Origin of the sequence: Aquibium oceanicum (assembly GCF_001889605.1) — a bacterium.
Classification (GTDB): Bacteria; Pseudomonadota; Alphaproteobacteria; order Rhizobiales; family Rhizobiaceae; genus Aquibium; species Aquibium oceanicum.
This window is the reverse complement of sequence record NZ_CP018171.1, coordinates 3,551,932-3,570,385: the sequence shown is the minus strand read 5'-3', so window position 1 is coordinate 3,570,385 and position 18,454 is coordinate 3,551,932. Positions and strand designations below refer to the sequence as shown.

Sequence of the window (18,454 nt, the reverse complement as noted above, 5' to 3'; positions counted from 1 at the left end):
TGGCCAACCGAAAGGCGGTCAGTCGTCGTTGGCCGCGTTCAGGTTCTCGGGCCTGATCCCCTCCTCGGCGGGGCGCTGCTGCAAGGCTTTTGACAGCACGAGGCGGCGCGACTTCACCAGCGGCGCGAGAGCCGATCGGACACGTTCGAGCCGGGGATTGTTCTCGTGCTCTTCGACCGCGCCGTAGCTGGCATAGTACTCGCTGACGATGATCCTGTTCGGGATGGGCGCGCCGCCGCGCTCAACGGGCTTCAGGACCTCGAAGCGGAGGCAGCCGGATTCCTCCTCGAGCGTCCTGCGCGCATGGTCAGTGACGAGTTGCAGGAACTCGTCCTCGCGGCCGTCCTCGGTCTCGTATTCGACGATGATGCTGAATTCTTCCACGTCGCGCTCCCGTCCGTCCTGTCGCCCTTGTACATCCCTTCGCGCGCAACGCGAAATGCTCGCTGCATGTTCCTCGCGCACGCCGATGCCACCCGACGGATCGTCAGCGGGGGCGGCGCACGAGATTGAGATAGGTGGGATCGAATTCCGCCAGCCGGGAAAGGCCGTCCCAGTCGTGGACGATCACCTGGTTTCCCTGCCACGTGACGTAACCGCTGGCCCGGAGTTCCTGGATGGTCCGGTTCGTGTGGACGATCGACAACCCCACCAGATCCGCCACTTCCGACTGCGTGACGGGAAACTCGAACGCTCCGTCCCTGACCTGGCCGACAACGTCGAGCCGGCGGTAGACCTCGCAGACGAGATAGGCGATGTGCCTGAGCGGGTCCATCCTGCCCATGCAGGCGATCCAGTTGCGCTGCACCGCCGCGTCGATGGCCACGCACATGAACAGCATGCGCCCGAGATGGGGAAGCTCGGCTGCGACGCGCCGCAACTCGGTGTGAGGGGCGAATGCCACCTTGCAGGGTGCCAGCGCCATGACGGCGTGATCCATGACCTTGAGGAGCAGGCCGTGCAGGTCGACGAAATCGCCGGGAACGTGCACGGCGGTCAGCTGCCTGTTGCCGTTGGCGAGTTGCCTGCTGCGTGCCGCGAGACCCTCGACCAGAAGACAGCTTTCCGTCGGCTCGGATCCTTCGCCGATGATCTCGTCGCCGTCGCCGTAAGTGCGCAGGCGCCAGGAAAGCGATGCGAGCGCCTTGCGCTCGATGGCGGAAAGCTCGTCACGCCGCTCCAGCATGGCGTAGAGCGCTTCCGGGATGAAGTCTTCCAATCCTGTCAGCTCCGTTTGCCTTTTCCCCGCCTGACGGTGACCGTCATTCAACTGCCGCATTTCGGGTTGGAGTTCGTTAATAAATGACATAGCGGGAACAACTTAGACAATCTGCCGTTTTGAGCCAGCGCCAATCGAACACGCCGGGAAAGCCATGCCTCGCTTCTTTTTCCATCTGAGTGGAGAAGGGGCGCGACGCGACGAGGAGGGGTTCGAGTTCCCCGACACCCACGCCGCGTGGTCCGAGGCGGTACGCACCTGCGGCGAGATGATCCGGGACCAGTACCGGACCCTCGAGCCCGCTCGCGCATGGGTCATGGAAGTGATCGACGAGGACGGCCGGCGCGTCTTCAGCCTCAGCTTCGGCGGTAGTGTCGAAGAGCGACGCTGATGAACAGGCGCGCGCCGGGCGGTTCCATCCAGGCGGATTTCCATTCGCCTATCCTACTTTTCCGGAACCGATCCCTACCCGCATAAGTTTCATACATGCTGCGGCTGAAACTGGCCCAACAAGAGACTGCCGCAGTCGCGCCGCGGCGCAAGTCGTTGTGGCGCGCATTTTTCTCGCGATTTCCTCGCGTTTCTAGGCCTTCTGTCCCCCGATGAGGGAGCCCATCCGCCGGGTGGCGAGCGCGTAGCCTTCAACGCCGCAACCGGCGATCACACCGTCTGCGCGCATCGACACGTAGGAATGGTGGCGGAAGCTCTCGCGCTTGTGGATGTTCGAGATGTGGACCTCCAGGACCGGACCCTCGAAAGTGTTGAGCGCGTCGAGGATGGCGATCGAGGTGTGGGTGTAGGCGCCCGGATTGATGATGATGCCGGCCGCCTCCTCGCGGGCGGCATGAATCCATTCGATGATCTGGTGCTCCGCGTTCGACTGCATGAGACGGATGCCGAAGCCGAATTGCTCCGCCACCCTTGCGCAGGCGGCTTCCACGTCGGCGAGCGTCTCGCGGCCGTAGATCTCCGGCTGCCGCTTGCCAAGCAGATTGAGGTTCGGGCCGTTCAGGATGTGAACCGTCTTCATCGTCATGCACTCCGCTCGCGTCGCCTCGCCCGGCGCTCCGAAATGCTTCGCCGATGGCGGGAGAGAGGTCTAGGGCAATCGAGGGGCACGAACAAAGAAAAACGGTATCGCCCATTCCGGCGCGTGTGAAAGGGTCGGGTCATTCCCAACGGGCCAGGTCCTATATAAGACTGTCGGCATGGGGAGTGTCACATGAGTCCTGAACCGCGTCTTGCGCTGTCGCGGCCCGTCGCCGACACGGTTCGCAAGACCACGTGCTACATGTGCGCCTGCCGGTGCGGCATCGACGTCCATCTGAAGGACGGCAAGATTCGCTACATCGAGGGCAACCGTGACCACCCCGTGAACCGCGGCGTGCTGTGCGCCAAGGGTTCCGCCGGCATCATGCAGCACTATGCTCCCGCGAGGCTCAACGGCCCGATGCGGCGGACCGGACCGCGCGGGTCGGGTATTTTCGAGCCCATATCCTGGGACGAGGCGCTCGATCTCGCCACCGAATGGCTGGGCGACATTCGCCAGACCGACCCGAAGAAGCTCGCCTTCTTCACCGGCCGCGACCAGAGCCAGGCGCTGACCAGTTTCTGGGCTCAGCAGTTTGGCACGCCGAACTATGCCGCGCATGGCGGCTTCTGCTCGGTCAACATGGCGGCTGCCGGCATCATGACCATCGGCGGCGCCTTCTGGGAGTTCGGCGCGCCCGACTGGGACCGCACGAAGCTCTTCGTGCTGTTCGGCGTGGCGGAGGACCATGATTCGAACCCGCTGAAGATCGGTATCTCGAAACTGAAGAGCCGCGGCGCGCGCTTCGTCTCGGTCAATCCGGTGCGCACCGGATACTCGGCCATCGCCGACAACTGGATCGGCATCCGGCCGGGGACCGACGGCCTCATGATACTTTCGATCGTCCACGAGCTGCTGAAGGCGAGGAAGATCGACGTCGACTATCTGGTGCGCTATTCCAATGCGGCCTGGTTGGTGATCGATGCCCCGGGCACGGCCGAGCACGGCCTCTTCGCGCGCGACCGGGAGGGCAGGGCGCTCGTCTGGGAAACGGTGACCGAACGGGCGGTGGCCCACGACGCGAAGGGCGCGAACCCGGCGCTCTCCGGCCGCTTCGATCTCGGCGACGGGCGCTTCGCGGTGCCGTCGTTCCAGATGCTGGCCGAGACCTATCTCGACGAGAAGTATGCGCCCGAGAGCGTCGCCGCGGAGACCGGCGTTTCCGCCGACACGATCCGGGGGCTGGCGGCGGAGATCGCCCGCGTCGCCTTCGAGGAGGAGATATTCGTTCACCAGCCGTGGACGGACGTCCGCGGCGAGCGGCACAGCGGCTTCACGGGGCGCCCGGTCTCCTTCCACGCCATGCGCGGCATCTCGGCCCATTCCAACGGCTTCCAGACCGCGCGGGCGCTGCACCTCTTGCAGGTGCTGATCGGCGCGGTCGACTGCCCCGGCGGCTTCCGCTTCGAGCCGCCCTATCCAAAGCCGATCGAGGCGCATCCGCGCCCGCACGGCAAGTCCGAGCACTTCGGCTCCTCGCAACCGCTCGCCGGTCCGCATCTGGGGTTTCCGCGCGGGCCGGAGGACCTGCTGGTCGATGCCGAAGGCCGGCCGACACGCCTCGACAAGGCGTTTTCCTGGGATGCGCCGATCTCCGCGCACGGGCTGATGCACATGGTGATCGCCAACGCGCATGCCGGCGACCCGTATCCGACCGACGTTCTATTCCTCTACATGGCCAACATGGCCTGGAATTCCTCCATGAACACGGGTGCGGTGATCCGTATGCTGGAGGAGAAGGACGAGGCGACCGGGGAGTACCGCATTCCGAAAATCATCGTCTCGGATGCCTATTCCTCCGAAATGGTGGCCTATGCCGATCTCGTGCTGCCCGACACGACCTATCTCGAACGCCACGACTGCATCTCGATGCTCGACCGGCCGATCTCCGAGCCCGACGCCGTGCAGGACGCGATCCGCTGGCCCGTGCTCGAACCGGACCGCGACGTGCGCGGATTCCAGTCGGTGCTGCTCGACCTCGGCGCGCGGCTGCGGCTGCCGGGCTTCGCCGACAGCCGCGGCGTGCCCCTCTACCGGGACTATGCCGACTACATCGTGCGCCACGAGCGGCGGCCCGGGATCGGCCCGCTGGCAGGTTTTCGCGGCACGGACGGCGAGCGCACCGGGCGCGGCGCGTCGAACCCGGACCAGCTCGACCGCTACATCGGGAACGGCTCTTTCTTCGTCCACCACATTCCGGCCGAGGCGCAGTTCTTCAAGCACGCGAACCAGGCCTATCAGGACTTTGCCGTCCGGATGGGCTTCTTCGACACGCCGCAGCCGGTGACGTTCCAGCTCTACAACGAGACGCTGCAGAAGTTTCGCCTTTCCGCCGAGGGCGTGCGGGAGCCCGTGGCGCCCGATACCCACCGGGCGCGCATCCTGGCCTCCTTCGACCCGCTCCCGGTCTGGTACCGCCCGCTCGAGGAGGCGGCAATCGACCGGGACGCGTATCCCTTCCACGCGATCACCCAGCGGCCGGCGGCGATGTACCACTCCTGGGGATCGATGAACGCCTGGCTACGGCAGATCCACACGAAGAACCCGCTCTATGTCCCCGGCGGCATTTGCGATTCGCTCGGGCTTGAGGATGGCGACTGGGCCTGGGTGATCTCGCCGCACGGGCGCATCAAGGTGGAAGTGGCGCGGATGGAAGCGGTCAACGGGTCCACCGTCTGGACCTGGAACGCCATCGGCAAGCGCAAGGGCGCCTGGCGCCTCGACGCGGACGCGCCGGAGGCCAGGAAGGGGTTCCTGCTCAACCACCTGATCCACGAACTCCTGCCGCCGAAGGGCGACGGACTGCGCTGGTCGAATTCCGATCCGGTCACGGGGCAGGCGGCCTGGTACGACCTTCGCGTGCGCATCGAGAAGGCCGGGCCGGCGGAGGCGAGCGAACCGCAGCTTTCTGCCGTGGCGAACGCCGATGGCGTCCCCTCGGAGCTTCGCTACGGACAGGAGTGGAGCGAATGACCAGCCTGCCGTCGCTGCCAACCGAAAAGAAGCTCGGCCTCGTCATCGACCTCGACGTCTGCGTGGGCTGCCATGCCTGCGTGGTCAACTGCAAGGAGTGGAACACCGGCGGCTACGGAGCGGCACTGTCCGACCAGGATCCCTACGGCGCGGACGTCTCGGGCGCCTGGCTGAACCGCGTCCACACCTTCGAGGTCGTTCCGCAGGGCGGGGAGGTTGTCGGCGAGGCGGGCGATGCTCGTATCGTCCATTTCCCGAAAAGCTGCCTGCATTGCGAGGACGCGCCCTGCGTCACCGTCTGCCCGACCGGCGCCTCCTACAAGCGCGCCGCCGACGGCATCGTGCTGGTCGACGAAGACAAGTGCATCGGCTGCGGCCTTTGCGCCTGGTCATGCCCCTACGGCGCGCGCGAGATGGACCTTGCCGCCGGCGTCATGAAGAAGTGCACGCTGTGCATCGACCGCATCTACAACGAGACGCTGGAGGAGGTCGATCGCGTGCCCGCCTGCGTGCGGACTTGCCCGACCAATGCGCGCCATTTCGGCGACCTCGCCGACCCCTCGTCCAGTGTTTCCCGAATGGTCGCCGAGCGCGGCGGCATGGACCTCATGCCCGAGCAGGGCACCCGGCCGGTCAACAAGTATCTGCCGCCGCGTCCGCGAAAGCCGCTTGCCGACAGCGCGCGCGGCCTGCCCCTCGCCGAGAACACCGAAGGCGCCAGGGGGTTCTTCTCCTGGCTCGATGGCATGCTGGAAAGGCTCTGACCGGCGCGATGGCTCTCGATACGCTTCTTCACCGCAACAGTCTCTCGCCGGTCCGCTCCTAGTGCATCCCGCGCCTTCCATCATCGTCTTCACCGTCGCGTCCGGGCTCGGCTACGGGCAGGCGTTCTTCCTCGGGCTCGGCCTTCTCGACCCGGCCGAACCGGCGACGCGCGTCTCGCACGTCCTGGCGCTTTGCCTGATCGGCGGCGGGCTTTTGTCCTCCACGCTCCATCTCGGCAATCCGCAGCGCGCCTGGCGGGCGCTGTCGCAGTGGCGTTCCAGCTGGCTTTCGCGCGAAGGGGTCATGGCGCTCGCGGGTTTCCTGCCGCTGACTGTGACGGCCGCCCTCTCGATCTTCACCGGTGACTTCTTCTGGCCGATCGGCTGGCTGGGATCGGCGATGTGCATCGGGACGGTCTACTGCACCGCCATGATCTATGCGTCGCTGCGCGCGGTCCAAAGCTGGCACACGCCGCTGACACCGGCATGCTATCTCCTGTTCTCGGGTGCCGGCGGGGCATTGCTGGCGACGTTCTTCGGCGCCGCCGGCGGCACCCCAGTCATTTTGACGGGCGTGGCGGCGCTCGTCCTCCTTCTCGCCGCATGGGGGACGAAGAGCGCCTGGCGGAAGCGCGCGCAGGCGCTGGTCCCGGCCTCGACGCCCGAAACGGCGACCGGGCTCGGCACCATCGGCCGGGTGCGACTGCTCGAGCGACCGCACATGACGGAAAACTACCTGACGCGCGAAATGGGGTTTCGCGTCGCCCGCAAGCACGCGCGAAAGCTCTGGATCATCGCTTTACTCGCAGGCGGCCTGCTGCCGGGCTTGCTCGTGGCCGGGGTGCTGCTCCTCGCCGGGGAGGGCGGGCGGATCGCTGCTGTGGCGACCCTCATGGCGAGCGTGGCCTTCGCCGCCGGCCTCTTGGTGGAGCGCTGGCTCTTCTTCGCCGAAGCGCGCCACACAGTCATGAACTATTACGGCGGATAGGCCGCGCGGCGCCTGTAGGCTCGGAGCGCCGCGAATGGAGCGCAGTGTTGCGCCCTTCCTACAAGGCTAGGAGTCGATGCGGACCGTTCCAGACCATCCGATGACGTCCGGGCGACTCACGTCCGTTGGACGACGTCCATTCCGGAAGCCGATAGCGTGGAGACTACCGGAAAACGCGCTTCTCTTCGGGACGATTCGCCCCCGTTGCCGCCGACTCGCCACTCAGGCCCTTGGCGAGTTCTTCCAGGGCGCATGCGATCATGTCGAGCTTCTTGGCAATGTCCTTCTCGGAGCGCGCAGCGATCGCGTGCGCCTTTACATGTTGAAAAGACATGACTTCCCCCTTGACTGACATTTATCAGAGGTACATCCGAGGAGGATTTCCGGCAAGCGAATTCGAGAGAATCGGGGCTTCCGGCAATCGCCAGCGGCTCGCGGCGTTCGATGCGGGTCCCGGTGGTCACCGTCCGCGGTTGCGAGACCGGTGCGGCGGTCCTGAAGCGAGAACACGATGCGCGGACTGCCACGGCAGGCTTGCAACGGCCGGCGGCAGGTCTTTGTCGCCTTCGGTCACATCTCGGTTCCGCGGCGCGATGACCGGGCGAATATTACGTCTTCCATGAAGACGGCCTTCACGCTAGAGAGCCTGCGCGATTGCGGCCCCGTGTCGCCGTGGGCGATCATTGGCATTACGCCCGCCTTCCTCTAGGTTCGATCCTCGGGAGGACTTGGACGGCGCGGTTGCATCTCTGCATTCGGGAAGGTTTGGAATGCTCAACAAGCTCAAGAAGATCGCCAAGGACCTCCTCGCCATCGTTTGGGTCAGGCGCCTCTACGAGGGACTAATGCGGGCCGTGCTTGAGGTGCTGGCGGCCAACCGCTTCCTCTCGCTGATCTACAGCGTGCTTTCCATCCCGACTTTCAATCGCGAACAGTTCGCGGTGCTTCGCGGGCGGCGCGACTACTACCGCAACCTTGCCCGCGAGCGCGCCTCGCGCACCGAACTGCGCCGCAACATCCACCGTCTCGAGAAGGGCATCCTGATGCGCCCCCGGCGCAAGGTGTTCGGCCTCGACTACCTGATCGAGACGATCGAGTTCTACGAACGCGCGGTGGCGCATTACGTCGGCGGCGCGGCGGCCGACGAGGGCGAGATGGTCTGGGCCTACGGGGTGCTTAACGACTATTTCTCCATCGTCGACAAGGAAAACCCGGTCGTGGCGCGCGCCTATAACCGCTTCGACGCCACCATGGCGGAGTTCAAGCCCGACGACGCCACCAAGGCGCCGTATCGCCGCGCCGACACGCCGATGAGCAAGGTCGCCTACGAAGACCTCCTTGCGCTCGCCATGCAGCGCCGCTCGGTGCGCTGGTTCGAGCAGCGGCCGGTGCCGCGCGACCTGATCGACAAGGCGCTGCTGGTCGGGCGCCAGTCGCCGACGGCGTGCAACCGGCTGCCCTACGAGTTCCGCATCTTCGACGATCCGATGATGGTCAAGAAGGTGGCAGCCATCCCCTTCGGCTCTGCCGGCTATTCGCACCAGATCCCGACCGTGATCGTCGTCATCGGCCGGCTCAATCATTACTTCAGCCCGCGCGACCGGCACGTCATCTATGTCGATGCAGCGCTCGCCGCCATGCCCTTCATGATGGCGCTCGAGACGCTCGGGCTCGCCTCCAGCGTCATCAACTGGCCGGACTTCGAGCCCTTGGAAGCCAAGATGCAGAAGGCGCTCAACCTCGACTACGACGAGCGCGTCATCATGCTGATCGCCGTCGGCTATGCCGATCCGGACGGACTGATCGCCTATTCCGAGAAGAAGTCGCTCGACGTCTTGCGGCGCTACAACGATCTCGGCGAGAAGGTGCCGTCGAAGGCGCAGGCCGAAGCGGGCGCGCGTCCGCAGTCGGAACCCAAGCTCGCCTGAGCCCGTAACGTCTGAGGCGAAGGGGCGGTCGCGTCGAGAACGCGGATGCCCGTAGACCTTCCCAGCCGGTCGCCTTCGCGCCGCTATGCCCCCGGTGCCTCGGGGGCACTACCGCCCTCCCGCTCCATGAAGAAGCAGGGCACGACCACGATCAGTTCCGCCGCGAAGTAGACCACCCGGTTCATCGAGGCGAGGAGTACCGAGGTCTCGATCGGCAGGTAGGGCAGCATGGCGAAGGTCAGGATGCTTTCTCTAATGCCGAGGCCGGCCGGGGCGAATGGCACCATAAACCCTGCGATATAGGCGAAGCAGTAGATGCCGACGGCATAATACCAAGGCACCGGCGAGGTGGCGAAGGGGCCAAGCGTGATCCAGTAGGACAAGCCGAGCAAGAGCCAGGTGATGGCCAGCACTAGGATGGCGCTCGGCGGCGGCCGCATGCGCCAGAGCCAGCGGATGAGCCGGCCGCGATAATAGACAAGCCCGGCGGCGAAAACGAAGCCCACTACCCCTAGGACGAGCCCCAGGGACAGCCAGGGCGAGATGTCTATGCTGTCGGCCCAGTCGAGAAAAAAATGCGGCTGGGCGAGGAGGATCAGGACGGCCGAGATCGCCAAAGCCGTAGATAGCACCCAGCCGTGCTCGGACAGCATCGCGTCGCGGATCTTGGCGCCGGGGGCGCCGCGCCGCTTAAGGATCACCACGCGCCCGACGAACTGCCAGATGGAGCCCGGCACGTATTTGCCAAGCTGCGTCATGTTGTAGATCCAGTAGCTGTCCTTGACCGACAGCGGCAACCCGGCGCCGATGGCTGCCGTCCGCATCGTCAAGACGAGTCCGAACTTCGCCAGCACGATCGCCAGCGTCGCCAAAGCGATCGTGCCCGCAGGCAAGGTCGCCAGCGTCTGGACGATCTTGTCCCATCGGGTGACGCAGAACCACACGACAATGCCCAGTATGGCGATCGTCCATGCCCATTTGGCGATGGTCTTGGCAGTGGCGAAGGTCAAGGACGCGATCCGGAAAGGAGTTCTGCCGCATAGTCGATCTGGCGCGTCGAGAGCGCCTTGACCGCCGGCAGCGCTTCCAGGATCGTCCGCCGGCGCGCCTCGCGTTCGGACATCAAAAGTTCGATCCGGTCGATGACGACGCCGATTTCGCCGCGCTTGTAGTCCAGAACCATGTCTTCCTGCGCGAAGCGTGCCATGACTTCCAAATACTTGTGGCTCCAGCCGATCACCATGACCGGTGTTCCGGCCGCAAGCGCGCCGACCATGGCATGGAAGCGCGACACGGCCACGACGTCGGACGCCTCGATGATCTGGTGGATCTGCGCGATGTTGAGCGACCCCGAGAAGCTGACGGTCGCCGCCTTCGTCTGGGCATCGAGCCCGTCATGGATCTCGTGCAGCAGCGGCAGGTCGTTGTTGTGGGTCTTGTCCATGTCCTCGCCGCGCGTAGCGTTGGGAAACAGCGCCACACCGTAGCCGCGCTGGACCAGACCCGTCAGAAGCTCGCGCATCAGCGCGGCATAGTCCCAGCCGGATGCCGTGGCGCGCTTTGCGACCACGATGCTCGGGCACACGCCGACCACTTTGCGGCCGGCGGACTTCAGCTCTTCCAGCATCGCCAGCCCGTCGAGCCCGCCCGCGGCAGGCTGGCTGATGCAGAACTCCTTTTCGAACAGGAAGGCCACATCGTCGGCGCGCTCGAAGAAGCGCCTGGTCCCGAAGAGCTCCTCCATGTGGTGCTGCGTCTTCTCGCCGCGCGTGAAGACGTGATCGCAGCGCGGCAGCATGAACTTCGCAGCCAGCTTCACCGCCGCCTCCCTGAATGGCCCGAGCGCCTGGGCGAACTTGATCACCGGAACGCCGAGGATCATCGCCGGCAGGATGGTCGCGATGTTGAACGGTACGAACTTGGTGCGCCCGCCGACGAAGGAGACGCCGGCGAGGCAGATCAGCGCGCCCGACTGTGCCAGCGCCTGTACGGAAGCGGGCATCATGCGCTGCAGCGGGCGCAGCATGAGGAGCCCGAACAGGCGGTGGAGCAGAGCGAACGGAAACAGCACCAGCACCAGATAGGCCGGCGTCGAGGAGTACATCGAGATGCGACGGTCGCCGACCAGTTCGCGGTCGCGCTCCGGATAATAGGTGAAGACGTTGAACGTCACGTCGTCTCCCAGCCGTCGCCGCAGCATGCCGATCGTCGTGCTCAGCATGCCTTCGGCGCCACGGTTCCCGTAAAACGTGGCCGCAATGATGGAGACAGATGTCATCGCCGATTAATCCACTGAATAGGAACCAGATATCGCGCGTTGTCGCGGCTACTCGGCGGCGACCTTTTCAACCGGCGTCCGCGAGGATGCCAGCCCGTTGCCGCCCTCCCTGCGCTGGGTGAAGCGGATCTCTTCCAGAAGCTTGCGGTTGGCCGCCAGGAGATCGGCGACGAAGGCGATCAGGAAGGTCTGGAAGCCCATCAGCAGCAGCACGCTGGTCAGGATCAGCGACTGGATGTGGCCGTCGCCGTCGCCCATGAGATAGTATGCCAGAAAGCGCAGGCCGAGGAGCACGCCCGCCAGGAAGAGCACCAGCCCGATGGTCGCGAAGAACCGGAACGGCCGGTAGATGATGAAGATGCGTATGATCGTGACGATCGAACGGCGGATATAGGAGGGTATGCTCTTCACCAGTCGCGAAGGACGCAGGTCGCCATTGACGCGCACCGGCACGGACGTCACGGCCATGTTCTTCTGACCGGCCTGGATGATGGTTTCGAGCGTGTAGGTGTACTCGCTGAACAGCATCATGCGCTGCGCCGCGGCGCGCGAATAGGCACGGAAGCCACTCGGCGCATCCGGAACCTTGGTCTTGCTCGCCGCGCGCACGACCCAGCTTCCGAGCTTCTGCAGCGCCTTCTTGACCGGCGAGAAATGCTGGATCGTCGCGATCGGGCGCGATCCGATCACGATCTCGGCCTTGCCTTCGACGATCGGCGCGACGAGCGCGGGGATGTCGCCGGCGTTGTACTGGTTGTCGGCGTCGGTGTTGACGATGACGTCGGCGCCCGCCGCCAGGCACGCCTCAAGACCCGTCATGAAAGCCTTGGCGAGACCCTGGTTACCGGTGTGGCGCACCACGTAATCGACGCCGTTTGCCTTGGCGACCGCCACCGTCTCGTCCACGCAGCCGTCGTCGATGATGAGCCACTCGACCTTGTCGAATCCCGGTACGTGGCGGGGGAGTTCCGCCAGTGCGATGGCGAGCGTGCCCGCCTCGTTGTAGCAGGGAATCTGGATGATCAGTTTCATGAACAGGGACTCTCCAATCCGGTCGGTCGGACGCGTAGCGTGCGGCGATTGAAGACGCAAGTATCGGACCAGCCCGGCAATGCTTCGCCTAAGGATTGCCTCACGTACGATCTCGGCGGTGCCGTATCATGATTGATCAGGTCTTGCCACTTTGAAAATGGACGATCCATGTGGCGGCAGCACATGCTTGCGGGCGCGGCGTTGACGTTCAAATCGACGCGGCTGCTCAACCGGTGGGCAGTGCTCCGGGTAGCCGCGCCGGCGTCGAGAGAGCCGGCGCCCGCAAACGGATGGGGGCTGAATGGCCCCGGCGGTCAGCGCTGCACGACGATCCGGACGTTCGACAGCCCCTCGCGCTGGGCCATCCGGAACAGGACGGCGGCGTTGTCGGGGTGCAGCCTGATGCAACCCGCCGAGGCTGGCCGGCCGAGCCTCTTGATGCTGTAGGTCCCATGCACTGCGTAGTTGCCGTTGTAAAAGATGGAATAGGGCATCGGCGCATTGTTGTAGCGGCTCGAGCGGTGGTTGCGAGACAGCCACTTCGCCTTCCAGCTTCCGACCGGCGTCACCTTTCCCTGCCGCGCGGTCGATACCTTCCAGCGATATTTCACATGTCCGTGGTGCGAGACGGTCATCGTCTGGGTGGAAAGATCCACGCGTGCCACGATGCTGGCAGCGGAAGCGGTGAGTGGCTGGACGAGCAGCACACTGGCCGCAAGCAGAACCGAATACAAAAGACGCATCATACGAGAACCCCTCAAGCCCAATGCAGTATACACGACATCATCCAGCACGGGAGCAGTTTCGTTCAAGTTACCGTGTGATCAACTTTCCGTGGTCGTGCCGGTATGGTTAAAGGGATTCTGTCGTCGGTGAGTCCTTAGCGGCCGACACCCCGCAGCAGAACATCGAGGCTCATCGCCATGACCTTGGCCGATTCAACCATGTCTGCGATCCCCACCCATTCGTTCGGCGTATGCGCGAGGTCGAGGATGCCGGGCCCGTAGGCGACGCAGTCGTGCAGATGGCCGATGCGGGCGATGTGCTTCTGGTCGTAGGTCCCCGGCGACACGACGTAGTCCGGCTCCTTGCCCAGCACCTCGCGGATGCCTGCGGCGACGGCGGCCGCGACCGGCGCGTCGCGCTCGGTCATCAGCGGCAGGACCTCCATCAGGTCGCGCACGGCATAGTCGAAGCGCGGCCGGTCGCTCTTCAGCCGTTCGAGGATCGACAGCACCTCGCCCTTCACGTTCTGGATGTCTTCCTCGAGCAGGAAGCGGCGGTCGATCACGATACGGCAGGAATCCGGTACGTTGGGCGCGGGCAGGCCCGGATAATAGTCCTCCGTCTGCCCGCCGTGGATGGAGTTGATGTTCATGGTGGACCGCCGCGCGCCTTCCGGCACCACGGGCGTGCGGGTCTGCTTGAGGTCGAGGGCGGGAAACAGTTCCTCCTCGAAAGCGGAGAGGACGGCTCCCATGTGGCGCACGGCGGAATCGCCGAGAAAAGGCATCGATCCGTGTGCGATCGTGCCCTTGGTCTCGATCTCCGCCCACCACACGCCGCGATGGCCGAGGCAGATGCGGTCCTTGTTGAGCGGCTCGGGGATGATGACGTGGTCGACGCGCGGCTTGGAGAAGAGGCCGAGGCCGGCCAGATAGGCGACGCCGCCGAAGCCGCCGGACTCCTCGTCCACCGTTCCGGAGACCTCGATCGCGCCCGGATAGTCCGGATGGACCTCAAGGAACGCCTCGACCGCGACGATCGAAGCGGCCAGTCCGCCCTTCATGTCGCAGGCGCCGCGCCCGAACACCTTGCCGTCGCGGACCGTCCCGGCGAAGGGGTCGACCGTCCAGCCTTCGCCGGCCTCAACGACGTCGATGTGCGAGTTGAAGTGGACGGTCGGGCCGGGCGAACGGCCTTCGCGACGTGCCACGACATTGGTGCGCGGATAGCGGTCGGAATCGCCCGGTGTGCCTTCGCCGCGGATGAATCGGGTCTCGAACCCCGAGCGGCGCATGCGCTCGCCGACGAACTCCGCGCAGGGCGTGTATGCGTCGCCCGGCGGGTTGACCGTGGGAAAGCGGATGAGATCGGCGGTGAGGGCGACGAGATCGTCGGTGCGAGCTTCGATCGCGCGGAAGAGCTGTTCGTTCATGGTCGAGAATTGAGCAGCCGGAACAGCGGTTTGCAAGCGGGTTAGCGGCAATTTCGCCTCAGCCAGCGGCGCGAACCGGTCATGTCGCGATGAGTCGATCACGCTTTGCGACAGCCTGTTAAATTGTTCACTTACGGTTCATCTGGAAGCTCTTACGTTGCGGCATCTGCAACGTAGCTTGGGGTTTCGACAGATCGAAAAAACCATGATCACGATCGTCGCGGCGGGTGCGATGCTGCTGGGCGCGGCATCGGCGGGTCTCGCGGCCTCCCTGGTCGCCAGCATCGACGTTTCCGAACAGACGATGACGGTGAAGAAGCACGGCACCGTCCTCTACAAATGGCGTGTGTCGACGGCCCGCAAGGGATACGTGACGCCACGCGGGCAGTACAGCCCGACCCGCATGCACAAGATGTGGCACTCGCGGAAATACGACATGTCGCCCATGCCGTATTCGATCTTCTTCCGTGGCGGTTATGCCATTCACGGTACCAACTATGTGAAGGCGCTCGGCAGGCCCGCATCGCACGGATGCGTGCGCCTCGACACGGCCAACGCCGCCAAGCTCTACGCGCTGGTCAAGGAAGTCGGTGCCGGCAACACGCGGATCGTCGTCACCAACTAGGTGGTGGGGAGGGTGGCCGTCCGCCGGAAGGCGGATGGACGCCCTACTGGTCGGGCGCCCTCGTCATGCTCCGGAGGCCGGAGTGGACTTTGCGCCCGGCCGGCGTTTCGTACCTGAGAGCTTCCAGCGCTTGTGAAACCACATCCACTGGCCGGGATACTCCCGCACCCAGCCCTCGACGGTGTCGTTGAGAAGCTGCGTGGTGGCGGCGACGTCGACCGCGCCGTTTGGCGTGCGCGGCAGGTCGAGTTTCTCGCGCAGCTCGAGGCGGAAGCGGTTTCCGGGCAGCCTGATGCAGCGCGCGGGGTGGACGGGGCAGTCGAACTGCCTGGCGAGCTTGGCCAGGAGCGGGCTCGTCTCGCAGGGGCGGCCGAAGAAGGTCCCGGGGAGACCGTGCCTGAATTTCTGGTCGACGAGAACGCCGATGTTGCCGTTGGCCTCGAGCACGCGCGCGAGCTGGAAGGCCGAGCCGCGTCCCGACGCGACGAGTTCTCCCATGGTCTCGGTTCGCTTCTCGAGAAGCTCGGCAGCCAGGAAGGGATTGTTCGGCGCCCGGAACAGCGCCGTCACCTTCAGTCCGTAGGCGGCTGCGACGATGGGAAGGAGCTCGAAGTTCCCGACGTGTCCGGTGAACAGGATGTGCGGCCCCTTTTCCTCGCATAGCCGCACGAAAAGGTCCTCGCCGACGATTTCGACGTTGGCGGGAAGTCTCGCGCCGGGATCGCGGCGCATCAGCTGTTCGGTGAACACGTACTCGCCGGCCAGCCGCGCCATGTTGCCCCACATGTCCCTCGCGATCGCTTCGAGTTCGGCATCCGGCTTGTCGGGGTAGGCCGCGCGCAGGTTCGACAGCGCGGTTCGGTGGCGGCCCATCAGCGGTCCGAGGCGCCGCGCGGCGTTGTCGAGGAAATCGAGTGCCTTGTCCGCCGGCAGGAGGCGGATGGTCTTGAGCAGCCCGAGCGAAAGCTGCGCGATGGTCCAGTAGTTCGCGATCTTGAGGCCGCGCGAGGCTCGGGCGGCAAGCGGTCTGAACAGGATGCCGCCCTTCGAAGCCATCACGAGACGCGCAGGACGATCTTGCCGAAGACCGCGCGGCTTTCCATCCGCTCCAGCGCCGTGCCGATCCCGTCGAAGCCGATCTCCGTGTCGATGACGGGTGAGACGAGTCCTGCCGCCATCTTCTGCATGGCGTCGGCCATGTTCTCCATGCGGCAGCCGAAAGAGCCCAGAATCTTCAGCTGCTGCTGGAAGAGCTGCATCAGGTTCATGCTGGTGGAGACGCCCGAGGTCGAGCCGCAGGTCACCAGCCGGCCGCCACGCCTGAGGCAGAGCATGGAGCCCGCCCAGGTGTCGGCGCCGACATGCTCGAACACCACGTCGACGCCCTTCTTCTTGGTCAGCTTTCGCACCACGCCCTCGAAGCGGTCGGAGCGGTAGTTGATGACGTGGTCGGCGCCGAGCGCTTTCGCCTTGTCGATCTTGTCGTCCGAGCCGACCGTCGTGATGACCGTGCAACCCATCTTGCGGGCAAGCTGGATCGCCGCGGTGCCGATGCCGGAGCCGCCGGCATGGACGAGGATGGTCTCGCCCGGCTCCAGCTTGGCGTTGTCGAACAGCATGTGCTCGACGGTGCCGAATGTGACGGGCGCGAGTGCCGCCCCGACGTCGTCGACGCCGGGCGGGGCCGGGACGAGAAGCCGGGCCGGAAGGTTGATGTGCTCCTGGGCAAAACCGTCGAGATGGAAGCCGTGCACGCCGGCGACGTGTTCGCACAGATTATCGCGGCCTTCGCGACAGGGGCGGCAGAGGCCACAGGTGCGCGCGCCGTAGATCGACACGAGCTGGCCCGGAAGCAGACCGGTCACGCCCGGGCCGACCGAATCAACCACGCCGGAGGCCTCGGCCCCGATCACCAGCGGCATCTTGCGCTTGGCGAAGGCCATGCCGCGCCAGCCCCATACGTCGATGTGGTTCAGCGCCACGACCCGGATCGCGACCGTCACCTCGCCGAGGCCGGGCGGCGGCGGCGGGTCGAGGTCGACCGCCTCGAGCCTGCGGTCCTCTACAAGTTGCAATGCGCGCATGGGCTTGGGACGTCCCGGTGGAAAGGGGGTCCGCTTAGACCGGTTCGCGGGTCATGACAAGGCAGGTGTTCTGGCCGCCGAAACCGAAGGAATTGGACAAGACGCTCGACACCGGCCGTTCCCGCTTCACGTTCGGGACGACGTCGAACTCGATGGCCGGATCGGGATTGTCGTAGTTGATGGTCGGCGGAATGACTCCTTCCTGCATCGTCATCAGCGAGAAGGCGGCCTCGATCGCACCGGCGGCGGACAGCGTGTGGCCTATCATCGACTTGTTCGACGAGATCGGGATCGACCGTATGCGCTCGCCGAAGACGGTCGACAGAGACAGGTGCTCCATCTTGTCGTTCTCGGGCGTCGAGGTGCCATGGGCGTTGATGTAGTCGATCTCGTCCACATCCATGCCGGCGTCCGAAAGGGCGGCGCGAACCGCGGCGATCGCGGGCGATCCGTCCGGCTTGGAGCGGGTGCGATGGAAGTCGTCGGCCTTCTCGCCGCAGCCCCGCAGTACGCCGAGCACCTTGGCGCCTCGTGCCATTGCCGCCTCCAGCGATTCCAGCACCAGCGCGGCGGACCCTTCGGCCAGCACGAAGCCGTCCCGGTCCTTCGAGAAGGGCTTGGACGCCTTGCCGGGCGGGTCGTTCTGGGTCGAGAGGGCCGAGAGCAGCGCGAAGCGGATCAGCGCCTCGGCGGATGCGGAACCGTCGGCGCCGATCGCCAGCGCGCGATCGCACTCGCCGCGCCGGATCGCCTCCACGCCGAGCTGGATCGCGGTCGCGCCCGAGGCGCAGGCCGTGGAGAGCGTGATCGGCAGGCCGCGGGTGCCGAAACTGTCGGCGAGCCGGTCGGCGATCGCGCCGAACTGCGTGTCTTCCTGGAATTCCTTTCCCGACACCGCCTGCGCGGCAGCCAGCAACCGGTCGTAGCCGCTGCCTTCCGACACGCGCCCGTAGAGGTCGAAGCGCTCGATCCATCCGAGCTCGACCGGGGGCGCGGCGAGGAACAGCGGGCCGCCGAAGTCGGATCCGATGCCGGCTTGCCCTGTCGCCTCGCGGGCCGCGGCATCCGCCAGTTCGTGGGTGAGGGCGCCCGCGCCCTTGTTGCTCGAATCCAGGAAGTCGACCGTTCCGGCGATGCGGGTGTTCAGATGGTCCACGGGAAAGCGCCGGATGGGATGAATGCCGGACCGGCCTTCGGTCAGGGCCGCCCAGTTCTGCTCCTTGCCCGTGCCGAGCGACGTCACCACGCCGATGCCGGTGACCACCACGACCGGCCGTCCGAAATTGTCCGTCATCTTCGTCATGGCCCTGCGTCC

At 65.5% G+C, this 18,454-nt stretch carries 18 protein-coding genes; 6 read left to right on the top strand and 12 right to left on the bottom strand.

What is annotated here, in order from left to right; genetic code table 11:
* Positions 1-18: 18 nt before the first annotated feature.
* Together BSQ44_RS17490 and BSQ44_RS17485 are read right to left on the bottom strand one after the other, a co-directional pair.
* On the bottom strand, positions 19-384 hold the full coding sequence (locus BSQ44_RS17490) for a putative quinol monooxygenase (RefSeq protein WP_072606426.1): 366 nt from the start codon (positions 382-384) through the stop codon (positions 19-21).
* Between the two features lie 103 nt (positions 385-487).
* The gene (locus BSQ44_RS17485; protein WP_162276745.1) at positions 488-1,219 is read right to left on the bottom strand and encodes a Crp/Fnr family transcriptional regulator; all 732 of its coding nucleotides are present in this window, start codon (positions 1,217-1,219) and stop codon (positions 488-490) included.
* A 154-nt stretch (positions 1,220-1,373) separates the two neighbouring features.
* On the opposite strand from BSQ44_RS17485, the gene BSQ44_RS17480 reads away from it, so the two are divergent.
* A complete protein-coding gene (locus BSQ44_RS17480; protein WP_072606425.1) occupies positions 1,374-1,610 on the top strand; it encodes a DUF6894 family protein in 237 nt (78 codons plus the stop codon).
* 192 nt (positions 1,611-1,802) lie between these two features.
* On the opposite strand, the gene aroQ is transcribed toward BSQ44_RS17480, so the two are convergent.
* Positions 1,803-2,249 (bottom strand): type II 3-dehydroquinate dehydratase, encoded by a 447-nt coding sequence (gene aroQ / locus BSQ44_RS17475; RefSeq protein WP_072608129.1) that lies wholly within the window; start codon positions 2,247-2,249, stop codon positions 1,803-1,805.
* A 192-nt stretch (positions 2,250-2,441) separates the two neighbouring features.
* Here aroQ and BSQ44_RS17470 point away from each other — a divergent pair, with 192 nt between their 5' ends.
* The 3 genes from BSQ44_RS17470 to BSQ44_RS17460 all read left to right on the top strand — a co-directional run bounded on the left by BSQ44_RS17470 (position 2,442) and on the right by BSQ44_RS17460 (position 7,034).
* Positions 2,442-5,282, top strand: a complete 2,841-nt coding sequence (locus tag BSQ44_RS17470) for a molybdopterin oxidoreductase family protein (RefSeq protein ID WP_072606424.1) — start codon at positions 2,442-2,444, stop codon at positions 5,280-5,282.
* On the top strand, positions 5,279-6,046 hold the full coding sequence (locus BSQ44_RS17465; RefSeq protein WP_072606423.1) for a 4Fe-4S dicluster domain-containing protein: 768 nt from the start codon (positions 5,279-5,281) through the stop codon (positions 6,044-6,046). The genes BSQ44_RS17470 and BSQ44_RS17465 overlap by 4 nt, the downstream gene beginning before the upstream one ends.
* 61 nt (positions 6,047-6,107) lie before the next feature.
* Positions 6,108-7,034 carry a dimethyl sulfoxide reductase anchor subunit family protein gene (locus BSQ44_RS17460; protein WP_072606422.1) on the top strand — a complete coding sequence of 309 codons (927 nt, stop codon included), beginning with the start codon at positions 6,108-6,110 and terminating at the stop codon, positions 7,032-7,034.
* Between the two features lie 163 nt (positions 7,035-7,197).
* Here the strand turns inward: BSQ44_RS17460 and BSQ44_RS26955 are convergent, their stop codons facing one another.
* Positions 7,198-7,389 carry a hypothetical protein gene (locus tag BSQ44_RS26955; protein ID WP_157894625.1) on the bottom strand — a complete coding sequence of 64 codons (192 nt, stop codon included), beginning with the start codon at positions 7,387-7,389 and terminating at the stop codon, positions 7,198-7,200.
* Positions 7,390-7,804: 415 nt separating this feature from the next.
* On the opposite strand from BSQ44_RS26955, the gene BSQ44_RS17450 reads away from it, so the two are divergent.
* On the top strand, positions 7,805-8,962 hold the full coding sequence (locus BSQ44_RS17450; RefSeq protein ID WP_072606420.1) for a nitroreductase family protein: 1,158 nt from the start codon (positions 7,805-7,807) through the stop codon (positions 8,960-8,962).
* 83 nt (positions 8,963-9,045) lie between these two features.
* On the opposite strand, the gene BSQ44_RS17445 is transcribed toward BSQ44_RS17450, so the two are convergent.
* From BSQ44_RS17445 to BSQ44_RS17425, 5 genes are all read right to left on the bottom strand, one after another.
* A complete protein-coding gene (locus tag BSQ44_RS17445) occupies positions 9,046-9,972 on the bottom strand; it encodes a lysylphosphatidylglycerol synthase domain-containing protein (protein WP_072606419.1) in 927 nt (308 codons plus the stop codon).
* A complete protein-coding gene (locus BSQ44_RS17440; RefSeq protein ID WP_072606418.1) occupies positions 9,969-11,240 on the bottom strand; it encodes a polysaccharide pyruvyl transferase family protein in 1,272 nt (423 codons plus the stop codon). The genes BSQ44_RS17445 and BSQ44_RS17440 overlap by 4 nt, the downstream gene beginning before the upstream one ends.
* A gap of 48 nt (positions 11,241-11,288) precedes the next feature.
* Positions 11,289-12,272 (bottom strand): glycosyltransferase family 2 protein, encoded by a 984-nt coding sequence (locus BSQ44_RS17435; protein WP_072606417.1) that lies wholly within the window; start codon positions 12,270-12,272, stop codon positions 11,289-11,291.
* A gap of 314 nt (positions 12,273-12,586) precedes the next feature.
* Positions 12,587-13,018 (bottom strand): L,D-transpeptidase, encoded by a 432-nt coding sequence (locus BSQ44_RS17430; RefSeq protein WP_378216050.1) that lies wholly within the window; start codon positions 13,016-13,018, stop codon positions 12,587-12,589.
* Positions 13,019-13,152: 134 nt separating this feature from the next.
* Positions 13,153-14,430, bottom strand: coding sequence for an acetylornithine deacetylase/succinyl-diaminopimelate desuccinylase family protein (locus BSQ44_RS17425; RefSeq protein WP_072606416.1), 1,278 nt, complete (start codon positions 14,428-14,430; stop codon positions 13,153-13,155).
* Positions 14,431-14,635: 205 nt separating this feature from the next.
* Between BSQ44_RS17425 and BSQ44_RS17420 the strand changes: the two genes are divergently transcribed.
* Complete coding sequence (locus BSQ44_RS17420; protein ID WP_114579990.1) at positions 14,636-15,055, top strand: L,D-transpeptidase; 420 nt, start codon at positions 14,636-14,638, stop codon at positions 15,053-15,055.
* A gap of 63 nt (positions 15,056-15,118) precedes the next feature.
* Here the strand turns inward: BSQ44_RS17420 and BSQ44_RS17415 are convergent, their stop codons facing one another.
* Genes BSQ44_RS17415 through BSQ44_RS17405 form a run of 3 tightly spaced genes read right to left on the bottom strand, consistent with a single transcriptional unit; the run spans position 15,119 to position 18,442 of the window.
* The gene (locus tag BSQ44_RS17415) at positions 15,119-16,111 is read right to left on the bottom strand and encodes a lipid A biosynthesis lauroyl acyltransferase (RefSeq protein ID WP_072606415.1); all 993 of its coding nucleotides are present in this window, start codon (positions 16,109-16,111) and stop codon (positions 15,119-15,121) included.
* Complete coding sequence (locus BSQ44_RS17410) at positions 16,111-17,139, bottom strand: zinc-binding dehydrogenase (protein WP_072606414.1); 1,029 nt, start codon at positions 17,137-17,139, stop codon at positions 16,111-16,113. Before BSQ44_RS17410 ends, BSQ44_RS17415 begins: the two co-directional genes overlap by 1 nt.
* A gap of 34 nt (positions 17,140-17,173) precedes the next feature.
* Complete coding sequence (locus tag BSQ44_RS17405) at positions 17,174-18,442, bottom strand: beta-ketoacyl-ACP synthase (protein WP_072606413.1); 1,269 nt, start codon at positions 18,440-18,442, stop codon at positions 17,174-17,176.
* Positions 18,443-18,454: the final 12 nt, after the last annotated feature.

Coding starts and splice junctions, on each gene's coding strand:
- BSQ44_RS17480 (WP_072606425.1), top strand. CDS start 1,374: ATGCCTCGCTTCTTTTTCCATCTGAGTGGAGAAGGGGCGCGACGCGAC.
- aroQ (WP_072608129.1), bottom strand. CDS start 2,249: ATGAAGACGGTTCACATCCTGAACGGCCCGAACCTCAATCTGCTTGGC.
- BSQ44_RS17470 (WP_072606424.1), top strand. CDS start 2,442: ATGAGTCCTGAACCGCGTCTTGCGCTGTCGCGGCCCGTCGCCGACACG.
- BSQ44_RS17465 (WP_072606423.1), top strand. CDS start 5,279: ATGACCAGCCTGCCGTCGCTGCCAACCGAAAAGAAGCTCGGCCTCGTC.
- BSQ44_RS26955 (WP_157894625.1), bottom strand. CDS start 7,389: ATGTCAGTCAAGGGGGAAGTCATGTCTTTTCAACATGTAAAGGCGCAC.
- BSQ44_RS17450 (WP_072606420.1), top strand. CDS start 7,805: ATGCTCAACAAGCTCAAGAAGATCGCCAAGGACCTCCTCGCCATCGTT.
- BSQ44_RS17440 (WP_072606418.1), bottom strand. CDS start 11,240: ATGACATCTGTCTCCATCATTGCGGCCACGTTTTACGGGAACCGTGGC.
- BSQ44_RS17435 (WP_072606417.1), bottom strand. CDS start 12,272: ATGAAACTGATCATCCAGATTCCCTGCTACAACGAGGCGGGCACGCTC.
- BSQ44_RS17430 (WP_378216050.1), bottom strand. CDS start 13,018: ATGATGCGTCTTTTGTATTCGGTTCTGCTTGCGGCCAGTGTGCTGCTC.
- BSQ44_RS17425 (WP_072606416.1), bottom strand. CDS start 14,430: ATGAACGAACAGCTCTTCCGCGCGATCGAAGCTCGCACCGACGATCTC.
- BSQ44_RS17420 (WP_114579990.1), top strand. CDS start 14,636: ATGATCACGATCGTCGCGGCGGGTGCGATGCTGCTGGGCGCGGCATCG.
- BSQ44_RS17415 (WP_072606415.1), bottom strand. CDS start 16,111: ATGGCTTCGAAGGGCGGCATCCTGTTCAGACCGCTTGCCGCCCGAGCC.
- BSQ44_RS17410 (WP_072606414.1), bottom strand. CDS start 17,139: ATGCGCGCATTGCAACTTGTAGAGGACCGCAGGCTCGAGGCGGTCGAC.
- BSQ44_RS17405 (WP_072606413.1), bottom strand. CDS start 18,442: ATGACGAAGATGACGGACAATTTCGGACGGCCGGTCGTGGTGGTCACC.